This is a genomic window from Desulforamulus aquiferis (assembly GCF_030577015.1).
GTDB lineage: Bacteria > Bacillota > Desulfotomaculia > Desulfotomaculales > Desulfotomaculaceae > Desulfotomaculum > Desulfotomaculum aquiferis.
The window spans coordinates 1-13,070 of the sequence record NZ_JARPTC010000016.1; the positions used below are offsets into that span (position 1 = coordinate 1).

Annotated in this window: 14 protein-coding genes and 1 pseudogene; 8 read left to right on the top strand and 7 right to left on the bottom strand. The window is 39.5% G+C overall.

Going from position 1 to position 13,070, the window contains the following annotated elements; all coding sequences use genetic code 11:
- Positions 1-583: pseudogene (locus tag P6N53_RS10820) on the bottom strand (hypothetical protein); the annotation flags it as partial.
- A gap of 52 nt (positions 584-635) precedes the next feature.
- Positions 636-1,490 carry a DNRLRE domain-containing protein gene (locus P6N53_RS10825; protein ID WP_304543006.1) on the bottom strand — a complete coding sequence of 285 codons (855 nt, stop codon included), beginning with the start codon at positions 1,488-1,490 and terminating at the stop codon, positions 636-638.
- Positions 1,491-1,736: 246 nt separating this feature from the next.
- On the opposite strand from P6N53_RS10825, the gene P6N53_RS10830 reads away from it, so the two are divergent.
- On the top strand, positions 1,737-2,573 hold the full coding sequence (locus tag P6N53_RS10830) for an MBL fold metallo-hydrolase (protein ID WP_304543007.1): 837 nt from the start codon (positions 1,737-1,739) through the stop codon (positions 2,571-2,573).
- 27 nt (positions 2,574-2,600) lie between these two features.
- Here the strand turns inward: P6N53_RS10830 and P6N53_RS10835 are convergent, their stop codons facing one another.
- Together P6N53_RS10835 and P6N53_RS10840 are read right to left on the bottom strand one after the other, a co-directional pair.
- The gene (locus tag P6N53_RS10835; RefSeq protein ID WP_304543008.1) at positions 2,601-2,864 is read right to left on the bottom strand and encodes a GIY-YIG nuclease family protein; all 264 of its coding nucleotides are present in this window, start codon (positions 2,862-2,864) and stop codon (positions 2,601-2,603) included.
- 118 nt (positions 2,865-2,982) lie between these two features.
- Positions 2,983-3,156, bottom strand: coding sequence for a hypothetical protein (locus tag P6N53_RS10840; RefSeq protein WP_304543010.1), 174 nt, complete (start codon positions 3,154-3,156; stop codon positions 2,983-2,985).
- Between the two features lie 274 nt (positions 3,157-3,430).
- On the opposite strand from P6N53_RS10840, the gene P6N53_RS10845 reads away from it, so the two are divergent.
- The 5 genes from P6N53_RS10845 (at position 3,431) to P6N53_RS10865 (ending at position 9,633) form a co-directional block, all read left to right on the top strand.
- A complete protein-coding gene (locus P6N53_RS10845) occupies positions 3,431-5,044 on the top strand; it encodes an NAD(P)/FAD-dependent oxidoreductase (RefSeq protein WP_304543012.1) in 1,614 nt (537 codons plus the stop codon).
- Positions 5,037-6,284, top strand: coding sequence for a BaiN/RdsA family NAD(P)/FAD-dependent oxidoreductase (locus P6N53_RS10850; protein ID WP_304543014.1), 1,248 nt, complete (start codon positions 5,037-5,039; stop codon positions 6,282-6,284). The genes P6N53_RS10845 and P6N53_RS10850 overlap by 8 nt, the downstream gene beginning before the upstream one ends.
- A gap of 26 nt (positions 6,285-6,310) precedes the next feature.
- Positions 6,311-7,444 (top strand): FUSC family protein, encoded by a 1,134-nt coding sequence (locus P6N53_RS10855; protein WP_304543016.1) that lies wholly within the window; start codon positions 6,311-6,313, stop codon positions 7,442-7,444.
- Positions 7,445-7,529: 85 nt separating this feature from the next.
- Entirely contained in the window at positions 7,530-7,943 is a 414-nt protein-coding gene (locus P6N53_RS10860; RefSeq protein WP_304543018.1) for a hypothetical protein, read from the top strand.
- 415 nt (positions 7,944-8,358) lie between these two features.
- Positions 8,359-9,633, top strand: coding sequence for a [Fe-Fe] hydrogenase large subunit C-terminal domain-containing protein (locus tag P6N53_RS10865; RefSeq protein WP_304543019.1), 1,275 nt, complete (start codon positions 8,359-8,361; stop codon positions 9,631-9,633).
- Between the two features lie 89 nt (positions 9,634-9,722).
- Here P6N53_RS10865 and P6N53_RS10870 read toward each other — a convergent pair whose 3' ends face one another.
- Both P6N53_RS10870 and P6N53_RS10875 read right to left on the bottom strand, forming a co-directional pair.
- A complete protein-coding gene (locus tag P6N53_RS10870; protein WP_304543021.1) occupies positions 9,723-9,968 on the bottom strand; it encodes a hypothetical protein in 246 nt (81 codons plus the stop codon).
- 481 nt (positions 9,969-10,449) lie between these two features.
- Positions 10,450-10,605 carry a hypothetical protein gene (locus P6N53_RS10875; protein ID WP_304543023.1) on the bottom strand — a complete coding sequence of 52 codons (156 nt, stop codon included), beginning with the start codon at positions 10,603-10,605 and terminating at the stop codon, positions 10,450-10,452.
- 220 nt (positions 10,606-10,825) lie between these two features.
- On the opposite strand from P6N53_RS10875, the gene P6N53_RS10880 reads away from it, so the two are divergent.
- On the top strand, positions 10,826-11,644 hold the full coding sequence (locus P6N53_RS10880; RefSeq protein ID WP_304543025.1) for a YkgJ family cysteine cluster protein: 819 nt from the start codon (positions 10,826-10,828) through the stop codon (positions 11,642-11,644).
- 263 nt (positions 11,645-11,907) lie between these two features.
- Positions 11,908-12,408, top strand: a complete 501-nt coding sequence (locus tag P6N53_RS10885) for a CBS domain-containing protein (protein ID WP_304543027.1) — start codon at positions 11,908-11,910, stop codon at positions 12,406-12,408.
- Positions 12,409-12,469: 61 nt separating this feature from the next.
- Here P6N53_RS10885 and P6N53_RS10890 read toward each other — a convergent pair whose 3' ends face one another.
- Positions 12,470-12,910, bottom strand: a complete 441-nt coding sequence (locus tag P6N53_RS10890; protein WP_304543029.1) for a hypothetical protein — start codon at positions 12,908-12,910, stop codon at positions 12,470-12,472.
- Positions 12,911-13,070 lie beyond the last annotated feature (160 nt).

Consider the following 13,070-nt stretch of genomic DNA (forward strand, 5'->3'; position numbering starts at 1 on the left):
CGGCAGTAATGGTAACAGAGTCAGAGATGCTGGCAATTTCTAGCCGGCCGTCTTCGTCCGTTGTGATGGGCTGAACATTGGTTCCGTCGAAACCAAATACCAGGACGTTGTCATTATCGGCACAGAGGTCCCGGATATCTAAATCAGCGGCGGTAATGGTAACAGAGTCAGAGATGCTGGCAATTTCTAGCCGGCCGTCTTCATCCGTTGTGATGGGCTGAACATTGGTTCCATCGAAACCAAATACCAGGACGTTGTCATTATTGGCACAGAGGTCCCGGATATCTAAATCAGCGGCAGTAATGGTAACAGAGTCAGAGATGCTGGCAATTTCTAGCCGGCCGTCTTCGTCCGTTGTGATGGGCTGAACATTGGTTCCGTCGAAACCAAATACCAGGACGTTGTCATTATCGGCACAGAGGTCCCGGATATCTAAATCAGTGGCAGTAACAGTAATAGAATCAGAAATGCCGGCAATTTCTAGCCTTCCGTCAGCATCAGTGGTAATGGCAACATCCATGGAACCAAATATTTTGCTTCTTAGAACATCAGGGTCAAAGTTAAACACGGTAAAGTTAGGCATCTTTTTTTCCTCCTTTACCATTAACATATGTTGCCATGTAAAAAATTGCCACTTAGGTAATCCTTCCCTGCAGGAATATCTTTAATATACCAGTAGCACTTTCACCGGGAGCTAATCTGGCCTTTAGTCGAGCATAACGGGCAAAAAATCTATTTACCAAGATAACGGATTGACCAGGAAGTAAAGAACGCTCAGGTCCTTCATCAATAAAATCAAGACCATCGGCACTATCCTGTATTGTAAGTAATATTTGATTTATGCCTGTATTTTTTACTATAAAACTAAAGACAGAGAAACACCAAACCTCCCTGGTGCTACTATAGCTATTCATCGATAAAACCTCTAAATCTTCCTCGGTATTAACTATATCATATTCCTTGGAGATGGATGTCTCAATTGTTAAGGTGGGTTGTTGGGAAGTATCAATAATGTTGCTACTGTGAAATTTTAAATAGCCGCTATTAAATAAATCAGACGTAGAAAGAGAAAGTCCGTGGTTTGGCAGTGTTTGAGAATACCATCTATTAAAGATTTCTGTTATTGCCAACTCAAATTTAGGAGATTCAGGAATATAATTGGCGGTTAATTTAATTTCCTCAAAATTACGGGGACGATCAATAAAGAATGTTTCACAATCCTCGAAGGTATTCTTAAGAGGATGAATTATTATTGTGTTTGGTGGAATTCCTTTATATGGAGGAGCTTTAAGATATAAAGTTAATAAAGCAGATTTTATTATAAGATCCGAAGGAAGACTTGATAGGTCAAAATAAAGGTAGGATATAAATCTTGAAGCACACAAGGAACCCACAGGAAGAGTGGAAGAATTGCAAGAAATAAAGAAAGGTTTGCGACTTGTAACATAAGTGCTTTTTTCAGGCCTTAATATTATAGCTTCTTTTTCCATAGGACACCTCGGCTATCTTTATATAGGACAATACAAGGAAATAAATGGTCATTGTAACTTATGCAAGCAATAGAAATTTTGTGAATATAGGATTTATATTAAATACCTGGGTTTTACAACTTAACCGGCAGGATTTATAGCTAAGTTAAAGAACTTTAAAGAGGATTAAGGTTGGAAGAAGCATTATATTTTGGTATTTGAGTACAATATTTTTTGCAGGTTATAAAATATAGGGGGAGAAAGGCAATGGAATTGAAAATTACTGTAATTACTGAAAACTCTGTAACAAAGAGGGATCTATTGGCTGAGCATGGATTGTCTCTATTAATCGAGACCCCGCAGTATAAGGTTTTATTTGATACGGGGCAGGGGATGGCTGTTGAGCCAAATTTAAAAAAACTGAGGGTAAACCTTCAGGAGATAAATTCTATAGCCTTAAGCCATGGACATAATGATCATACAGGAGGTCTAAAGAAGGTGCTGAGCCTAGGTGGCCCTAAGGATGTATTCGGACATCCAGGAATTTTTGATGAGAAATATGCCACCACTTCAGATGGTCCCCATTGCCCAAACGGAATGCCTTTTTCCAAGATGGAGCTGGAGTCTTTGGGAGTGCAGTTTCATCTAAATAAGGGGCCTATTAAGCTTGCCGAGAATATTATTCTGTCAGGTCAAATACCAAGGGTTACGGATTTTGAAGCAATTAATCCCCACTTTATTGTAAAGAAAAATCAAGAGTACCAGATTGATCCTCTTTTTGATGATCAGGCTCTATTTATTAGGACTCCCAGGGGAACTGTGGTGGTTGTTGGCTGCAGCCACTCTGGTTTAATTAATATTTTACGATATGCCTGTGAGGTTACTGAAAGCAAAGATATTTATGCTGTGGTTGGAGGCACTCATTTAGTTGCGGCGGATGACGGGAGAATAGATTTGACAATTAAGGCATTGCAGGAAATGAAGGTAGAGAAGATGGCAGTATCACACTGCACTGGATTTCACGCCCAAATGAAATTAAAAGAAGCCTTTGGTCATGGTTTTATTTTAAATAATGTAGGACATACCTTAAACTTTCATGATTAGATTTTTTTTGCCGGGGGTTGCCCCGGTTCATGTCTTACTTGAAAAGACTAGCTGCAGTTTTTGCTTTCTGGAGAGCTTTTTTATAGCCCTTTCTCTGGCAAGGGCATCACTTTTGGTATAATTAGCTTCAACGTAAACCAGCTTAATGGGTAACCTGGAGCGGGTGTATTTACTTGCCTTGCCTAGAATATGGTGGTGTAATCTTTGATTTAAATTATTAGTTATGCCGGTATATAAGGTTTCATCGGAGCATTTGAGAATATAAACTGAGTAGGAACTATTATTAGACATATCTGTCTCCTAGGATAAATTTGCAGGGATAATTCTAAGCTACACATATCCCTCCCTTAATTAAAACATATAATTTTAGATAAATAAATAAGCAACCCAAATGGTTGCTTATCAGTGTTTATTTGCTATCTTTAATAAGGTGCTCCTGACGGGGACATGCGCCTTTACATTTACGGTAGAAATTATAGCAGGTAAAAAATAACCAGCCAACCTGTGTTTGTCTGGTCTCATAATCCATTTTGGGCTCAATGGTTACCTCTTCATTTATTTTTTCACAGAATTTGGTTGCCATTTATGTCACCTCCTTTAGTAACTAGTTGTATATGAAACTATTATATTCCAATGGTTGGTTTAACACAAGGTTAATAGTAAATAATAACAATAAAGAAATTGATGTTACGAACAAGAAACTATCAAAGAAAATGGTGGATAAATAATTAAATAACCTATAAATAATAATTGAGCAAGGAGGAACTGGTAAACTTTGAACAAGAGATGTAACATATAAGAAGGCCAAATTGCTATTTAGCCATTTACATAGTCATGGGAAGGAAAGAAACTAAGATATGATTAGAATATCAGGCATAAAACTTGCTATAGATCGTGCTGAGTTAGAGATAAAGGAGCGTCTATTAGCCAGGCTAAAGATCCGGGATAATGAACTGGTAGATTATAGTATATTCAAGAGGTCAATAGATGCCAGAAGAAGAGAACAGATATTCTTCGTATATACGGTAGATGCTGTTGTTAGCAATGAGCAAAAAGTATTAAGTAGATTTAAAGAAGATAAGGATATCGTGGTTACACCTAACTTGGAGTATGAATATGTAGTGGCTGGGCTGGCGCCATTGGAAAACAGACCGATCATAATTGGCAGTGGTCCTGCCGGCTTGTTTGCCGGGCTGATACTTGCCCAAATGGGGTATATGCCACTGATTCTAGAGCGGGGAGAAGATGTGGATAAAAGGACTGAAGCAGTAAAGAACTTTTGGCGGACAGGCAAGCTCAACCCCCAGTGCAATGTTCAATTTGGTGAGGGGGGAGCGGGTACCTTTTCTGATGGAAAGCTAACTACACTAATAAGGGATTTAAGGTGTAGAAAAGTTCTCGAAGAAATGGTGGAAGCTGGAGCGCCGGAGGAAATTATTTATTCCCACAAACCCCACGTGGGTACAGACATTCTTAGAACAGTGGTTAAAAACATCAGGCAAAAGATCGAAGGGCTAGGTGGAGAAGTTCGCTTTGGAGCTAGGGTAACAGGTCTAGAAATAAATTCTAATAGGGTTATGGGAGTAATAGTTAACGATAGTGATAGAATTCCTGCCGAAGCTGTAATTTTAGCCATCGGACATAGTGCTAGGGATACCTTTCAGATGCTTTATGATTTAGGGACAAAGTTAACCCCTAAGGCATTTTCAATGGGTGTAAGAATAGAACACCCCCAGCAGCTTATAGATCTAGCCCAATATAAGCAATTTGCAGGACACCCAAGGCTTGGACCGGCGGAATATAAGCTTTCCTACCACTCTCCATCGGGAAGGTCGGCTTATACTTTTTGCATGTGTCCAGGTGGTGTTGTTGTGGCAGCGGCCTCGGAGGAAGGGGCTGTGGTAACCAATGGTATGAGTGAACATGCCCGTAATGAGGCAAATGCCAATAGTGCCCTGCTTGTTAGTGTCACACCGGGTGATTTCCCCAGTAAACACCCCCTGGCGGGGGTGGATTTCCAACGTAAATGGGAGCAGAGGGCCTTCCAATTAGGTGGGGGAACCTATCAGGCCCCGGCACAATTAGTAGGAGATTTTTTAAAAAACCGCCCTTCCAGCAGTTGGGGTAGTATTACACCCTCCTATAGTAGAGGCGTTACCATGACTGACTTAAAACTATCCTTACCAGATTATGTAACCGCCGTATTAAGGGAAGCAATACCTTATTTCGAACAAAAACTCAAGGGTTTTGCATTGGCCGATGCCCTAATGACAGGTGTAGAAACCAGGAGCTCTTCTCCGGTGCGCATAGAGAGAAATGATCAGCGGGAGTCTAATATAGCCGGTCTATACCCTGCCGGTGAAGGTGCCGGCTATGCAGGGGGAATTGTTTCCGCAGCAGTGGATGGAATCAGAGTCGCTGAGGCTGTTGCCCAGAGGTTTAAGCCGTTAGGGGTTGAGAGCTATGTCTAGTTCGGTAACTAAAGTTGTCGTAGTGGGTGGGGGAGCTTCAGGTATGATAGCAGCCATTGCTGCTCGGAGAGAAGGGGCCGAAGTTACAGTCTTAGAAAAGAATCAAAGAGTTGGAAAGAAATTACTGGTGACAGGTAATGGTCGTTGTAATTTAACTAATACCGACATAGATATCTCTCACTTCCATGGCTTAAATCCAAAATTTGCCTTTTATGCCCTAAATCGCTTTGACAACTACCGGGCCATTGAGTTTTTTGAGAAATTAGGTATTTCCCATAAAGTGGAGGAGCAGGGTAAGGTATTTCCCTTTTCAAACCAAGCATCAAGTGTGCTGGATGTATTGAGGCATGAAATGGAGTCAATTGGCGTAAAAGTTATTGTAGAGGCTGAAACAAAGGGGATTAAAAGGAACAATAGGGGGTTTCAGATAACCCTAAAGGGAGGAGAGGCTATTTCGGCTGATAAAGTTATTATAGCAACAGGGGGCAAGGCTGCTCCAAATCTTGGAACCACCGGGAGCGGGTATTTACTAGCCCAGACTTTTGGACATAGCCTAGTAGAACCATTTCCCGCCCTGGTACAGCTAAAACTTAATTATCCCTATCTAAAACAAATAAAAGGAATTAAATTTGATGGGGATGCCGAGATAATTGTGGGTAATAAAACTATGGCTAGGGCCAGAGGTGAGATCTTATTTACAGAATATGGCATTTCGGGGCCGCCAATCTTTCAAGTCAGTCGTTCGGCATCAGAATGGATTAAAAAGGGTAAGCAGGTTTGGCTTAAGGTGGTAATAATTAATCACCTATCTAGGGAGGAGATAATTAGCTATACTAATAAGAGATTTAAGGATAACCCTGGGAAGACAGTAAGCTTTAGTTTTGTTGGCTTTATTAACAAACAATTGATACCAGTGTTCTTAAAGCAAGCAGGTATTGCTGACCTAAATAAAAGAGTATCTGAGCTTAGCTCTGCAGAAAAAGATGGGATTATTAGTTTATTACAGGATTGGCGTTTTGAGGTGGAGGGCACAAATACCTGGTCAGCTGCCCAGACCACAGCCGGTGGTATTGACGTTAAGGATATTGATCCAAGAACAATGCAATCAAAACTAGTCGAAGGATTATACTTTGGCGGAGAAGTAATGGATATTGACGGTGACTGTGGTGGATATAATCTGCAGTGGGCATGGTCCTCGGGTTATCTGGCAGGAATTAGTGCGGCTAAATCAGCTAATTAAAGTAATATTTTAGGGAGATTTTAGGGATGGCAGGTTTAAGGAAATTTCGTTTAAAAATGCCCTTTGGTGCAAGAATGATAAAAACTGCCCTGGCAGTAATGCTGACTGTGTATCTTGCCGAGGCCTTTAATTTAAATTCTGTGGTGGCAGCCATAACAGCCATAATTAATGTGCAGCCATCATTAAACAGGTCTTTGCGTAATGCCTGGGAACAGCTGGCAGTACACATGGTTGGTGTTGTAGTAGGGCTTGCAGTTGGCTTTTTATGGGCTCCGGGACCCCTTGAAATGGGCCTGGCTACTCCACTAGTCATATGGTTAGTATTAAGATTAGGTTTAGGAGAAGTGGTAATGGCTCTGGTACCCATGGTCATTATTTTAAGTTCACCTAGAGAGGCCTTTTTGACCGAGGCATTTAACCGAAGTATCGGCATTTTTATAGGGTTAGTTTCAGGGGTGCTGGTTAATGGACTTATCGCACCGCCCCACTACCGGGAGAAGTTAATAGAAGTTTCTAAGAGGTTAAATGAGGTTATGGCAGAATTTTTTTGTTCCCTGGCTACCCGCTTTAACAATATTAGTCCCATGCCGGATGAAGAGTATTTGTCTAAAAGAAATGAGATAAAAAGCCTGTTGACCGAGTGTAGGGTCTATCTTGAATTATGGAAGGAACAGTCGGGCAAGGAAACAAAACAGCTGCCCTGGCAGGATCAGCTATTGGAGAGATACATAGACTTCAACTCGAACCTTTATCACAAAAGCAAAGATATATATGAGGCCACAGAAGAGAGAATACAGTGGAGGAAACAACATGGCAACCCAAGTATATCTCCGGAATTTGAAGCCATCCTGGCAATGCTGGCACATGGGAATAAAGATTTTGTGAGACTAAATAAACGTTTGCAGGGATCATTATTTGAAGGAGAGTCAGCAGAGCATTATCCTGTGGATGAGGAATTCTGGCAGGAAATGAGTACCTTTGTTGACCAATGGCATGAGAGACTGACAGGGTCACATTACCTACATGCATTCATGTTTTTGGCCGTTGTTGCAAATAATTTAAAATTTGCCAATAGGACTGCCAAGGAATTTTTAAATATCATTCACGAGAATCAGGATTTTGGCTGTGTGGCTATTCAGGAAAAGCTCAAAGAAAACTAGGGAGTTTTTATAACCTTTTCGTTAAGGCTTATTTTTGGTATACTGTTTTAAATGCAAAATAATGTAGTTTGGAGTGTTGAATTCCTTGAACCAAGCAGCCCAGGAGATTAAAAGGAAAAGGATTACATTTACCCTAGTATTTATTTCTTTAACCGTAGGTTTTTACCTCATTAACTGGCAGCTGGCGGAAGCAAACATAAGTGAGACAATTCAACAATATGTTTATCTAGCAGGAAGGATAGCCGTTGCAGGGCTTTATCTTTGGTTCGGATATGCCGTGGGCATAAGTAAACAAACCACCTGGTTTATGAGTATGCTGGCAATTTTACCTGTTGTATCTTGGTTAGGATTGCTTTACTTGCTCTATAAGAGCGGTCAAATGGAGCTTAATGCCAAAAAGGGCATCACAACCGAAGAACCGGCCAGAAGGGCTAATGAAACAAAAGCGGTTACTTCTGCCCAGAAACCTGCAAGGGGAAAGAAAAAAAATAAGAATTAGTACCAAGGCTATAACCCTTTGAGTTATAGCCTTCAGACTGTTGAAAAAGATACAACTGGGTTTTAATAATCCCGAACAGCAACATTCGGAGCAGTGGAATCAGCGCTTCGCGAAGCTGAGGATACGAAAATGGGTGAGCGGACATGGACGTCCGCTAAAGCCTGAGGTAAACACGATGTTTACTCGAAGGCGGCCCATTTTCGCCCGAAGCGAGCGATTAGCGCTGTCCACTGCGGAGAGAGGAGTCGTGAGGGATTATTAAAACCCGAATATAGGTAATTTCAGCCTGAAGGCTATAACCCTTTGAGTTATAGCCTTCTTTTTATAGCGTTAAGGTTTATTAAATATTACTCCGGTCATAATTTTAATACCTGGAGAAATACTAGGAAAAATATTGTAGAGTCGGAGGTAAAGGGTGACTAGGCTAACATACAACCAAATCTTTAAGGATTTGGTAAAGGCAGCTTACCAGGGCAATCTGCCGGAGGAAATAAAGGGTTTAGAGGAAAGAAATGACAAGGAGGTAGACAAATATATAACCTACGCCACCGGGGGAGGAGAGGCAAACAAGGTGGTTTTTAAAATAAAGGATTGTAAGAATGACTGTGGGTGTGAGAGTGAAAACTGTCAAGTAGCTTGTTTGCTGCAAGCCATAGCAAGGGATGAATATGGAAATGTAGTTATCCGGGACAAGTCTTGCTCACACTGTGGGCAATGTGTGGAGGTTTGTGAACACGATTGTTTAATAGATAAAAAGGAATTTATCCCACTGGTAGATACTTTAAGAGATCGCAAGGTGCCGGTTTTCGCTATCGTTGCTCCTGCTTTTATTGGACAGTTTGGACCAGATGTTTCACCGGGAAAAATCAGGGCTGCCCTAAAAAGACTCGGATTTTATGGTATGGTGGAGGTAGCGCTCTTTGCTGATATTTTAAGCTTTCGAGAAGCCCTGGAATTTGATTCCCATGTACAAAAACAGGGGGATTTTGTCTTAACCAGTATGTGCTGTCCAATCTGGGTGTCTATGGTAAAAAAGGTTTATCAGAGATTAATACCTCATATATCCCCATCGGTTTCTCCCATGGTTGCCTGCGGTAGAGGTCTTAAAAAGCTTCATCCCGATGCTAAAGTTGTGTTTATTGGGCCCTGTATTGCTAAAAAGGCCGAGGCAAAGGAAGAGGATGTAAGGGATGCAGTGGATGTTGTGATAACCTTCAAGGAATTAAAGCAAATATTTGAGGCAGTGGGCATAAAACCAGCTGAATTGGAGGAGGACGACAAGGAACATTCCTCCACTGGGGGAAGGATTTATGCAAGGTCTGGAGGTGTAAGTGAAGCTGTAGCTGATACCCTTAAAAGGATAAGACCGGAGAGGAATATACATATTCAAGCTGTACAGGCTCATGGGGTAAAGGAATGTCGTCAGCTGCTGCAGAATGTGCTGGATGGAAAGGTAGAGGCAAATTTTATCGAAGGAATGGGCTGCAAGGGCGGCTGTGTTGGTGGGCCCCATGTATTGATAGACCCGGAACAGGGTGCAGAGAAGGTTAACGAATATGGGGAGGAAGCTAACAGTTTGACTGCAGCAGATAATAAATATGTTTTAGCCTTGCTTAAAAGCTTGGGTTTCAATGAGATAGATGAGCTCTTTGACCCGAAAAAGGCAAAAATGTTTGTACGTAAATTTTAAAAATGTCGCTGTTCGGGATTATTAAAACCCAGTTGTATCTTTTTAAACATTAATCCCGTATTTTTAAATACGGGATTAATGTTTAAAAACTAGTTTTGATCCTTTTGACAGAGGTAATCCAAAATACGGGCAAATTGCATATTAACTAATTCTTTCATGGGGACTCCTGTTTCTTCGGATTTTTTTTCGATGATATGTAATTGATTGCGTAAGAATTCGTAAATTATGTACTCCGCCACATCCTCGGGATTAGAACCTTGCTTTGACGCATAAGCTTCTAGCTTTGCAATGGTTTCCTCTGATAGATTTAGTTCAAACTCTTTGTTCTCCTCCATAATCCTTCACCCCTTAGCAAAATTGTCATCTTTCTTACAACATAATATCTAATTTAGTGATTTTGATCAAATATTAAAAAACAGCAAAAAAAAAGAGCCTAATGATTAGGCAATTCTTGAAGCCTTACTAAATGATGGTTTAGACATGTAACTAGTTTGATAATTATTATTTGGCATTTTACATACTGAAAAAATATTACAGAAAGACAACCTGGGTCCCTTTATTAATATCCAAGAAATTGCACTAATTAAGCAAAGTAAAAAACAGGATAAAAATAATAAGATTAAGAAAGGAAACGAGGCCAGAAACATAGAAGCCAGTGATGCGTTGTTAATCATCCCAACCACTCCTTTTTTAATATGATCATAGCATAAAAACTTTAGATAATAAAGAAAATTCAATATATTTTGAATTAAAAGAAAATACAGAAAACAATCCTATTGAATAATATAAAAAACTTAAAAGAAAGAGCATTATTATCTAAATATTTTTAGTGCTTATTTTTTGCCTGAAGTTTAGCAAGATAAAGCCAAGTCCACAGAAAATTAATGACTTTACCAAAAAAGAAAAGGCGATTAAAATTAGGGACGGAATTGATAGAAGTGCCATCAAGGTGATTTTAAGAAACTTACTCATGCTTATTACCTCCATGTGATAATATTCACTAGCCATAATATAGCATAAAAATTTTAAATAAAATACATATGAGGATAATAATAACACTAGAAAGATTAATTATAATTATTGGAATAATCAGTATATGGATATTTGTAAATATCATTTCAAATATCAAGGAATGTTATTGAACTCGTCGAACTTTATAAAAAATACATTAATAATTTAGGAGAGAGGTCATATGTTATACAATTATAAGAAGGAAATAATGAACAAATTGGATGATGGATCAATCTCAGGTCTATCAATGGAACATCAATTTACCTTTGAGTGTAAAACAGCCTGTATGGGCAGATGCTGTAACAGCATTACCATTTTGTTAGATCCTTGGGATATAGAAATAATGGCCAGACAACTAAATATAACTGGAAGAGAGTTTTTGGCAGAGTATTGTAAATATGACTTTAGCCCTGAGCTGAAATGGCCCTATGTTAGACTGAAGCATGCTGAGGATGGTCCCTGTATTTTTATGTTGGAAGATGGTAGATGTGAAATATACACTGCCAGATCAAGGAATTGTCGAACCTATCCCATAGGCCGAGCGGTACGCTTTGAACAAGACGGCAAGAAAATTGAAAGAGTGTTTATGGTGGACAAAATGGATTTTTGTCTTGGACATAAATGTGAGAAGTCTTGGACAGTGAAAGAATGGCTTGATGATGCTGAGTGTGAGAAGTTTTATGAACTTTCAGATCTCTACCTGGAATTGATTCACTACGCCACCAGCCAGCTTAATAGTAGAGTGTGGATGAATAGAAATATTGCACAAATGCTAATGCCCTTACTATATGGACCGGATTTGTTGAGAAATAAGCTAGGTCTTTCGGAAGAATATTTAAGTCATGAGGAGTTTTATCGGAGAAGGATTAAAGCCTTAAAAGTGATATTGATGGATATTGCTGCTGGTTTTGGTTATGGTCCGGTTGAAAGGGCTGAAGAAGGAATGGGTTTAGGTGGGAGCATAATGGATAGAATTAAGGAGCTACTAGTCAAAGGTTAAAAAAAGTTACAGCCCCCCCTTTACTAATAAAAGAGGGGGGTTTACTTATAATATTTTTGATGACAAATGGCTCTTTGTCATATTGATATAACTCATTAATAGTAGTATATTAGGAATAAAGATAAGATCACAAAACACCCACGATAGCATGGCTGATCCAGGGTTAGCTATAAGTTATTTGATTTTTTTTACAAGGGGTCATTCTTTATAATTATGTCTATTGTTCCGTGGGATTATAGATCCCAGAAGGAGGCTGTGTCACTATGCCACCAGTAAGATTAGTTCAAGATATAATGATTCCTTTATACGATTATCCAGCAATTTATGATGATGATACCCTTGAGGAGGCCATTAAAAAGCTAAAAGCAAGTATTCTTGAAGGAAATCTATACCGTTCACTGGTTGTTTATCAAAGAAAGCCGGGAAATATTAAACAGTTTATGGGCATTTTAAGTGAGCGAGATATTCTAAATACTATCAGAAAAAATGTACTTGGCTTTGACAGGGAAAAGTTCTCCATATCTAAAGCCTTCGGCCTGGGATATGGCTGTTATGCTGATACAGATCCCCAAAATGGTCATACCTGTACCAAAGTTGGTCAATCAATTCGCCCCCTAGAACAGAACATTGTCTACACCAATGATGCTGTTACCAGGGCAAGGGATGTCATGATTAATAATAGTATGGAGTCAGTTCCGGTATTTAACGAATATAGGGCTGTCGGTGTAATAAGTGCATTGGATGTTCTTGATGCCCTTGAATAGTTTTTAATACAAATTAAGTCCACAAACCACCTTGAGCAGAGGTGGTTTATTATTTAATTAGCTATACGTATTTATAGCCTGAGGAAAAATGCCACATATATCTTTGTACAGACATCTCCCAACACCAGCTAGGTGCCTGACCGGCCATGCGAAAGGCCTCAATTGGAATCGGATTTAGGCTGATCACCATTGAACCACAGTGACCAAGGATAATCTTTTCCCGAGGCTTGAGAAGCTGATATTGACCCTGGTAATGAGGTTGATCAAAAATACAAATATACAAATCACCTGTATCTACACAGGTTATACGAGACATATTAGAAAATGAGTTTATTGCTGTGTTTGGGATCAAATCATATTCACAATTAACGTGATAGATTTTTGCTGATTTGGTAATTTGCTTACTACGAAAAAAACCTGCCAGGGATTTTTTTATGTAGCTTAACAGATGAGTAAATTCTATTCCTGAGGATTGTTCGCCGGAATGTGAAAGGCTAGACATATAATCCCATTCCTTTCTTAAATGGATTATTATTATTTTTGCCAAAAACTACACTTAATAAAAAGAAATAGACCAAAGTTTCAACGGGATTGTGAAACTTTGGTCTATCGTTGTTCGATTTGACCTTGCAAGTATTAAGTTAATTTGATTAAATACTAGC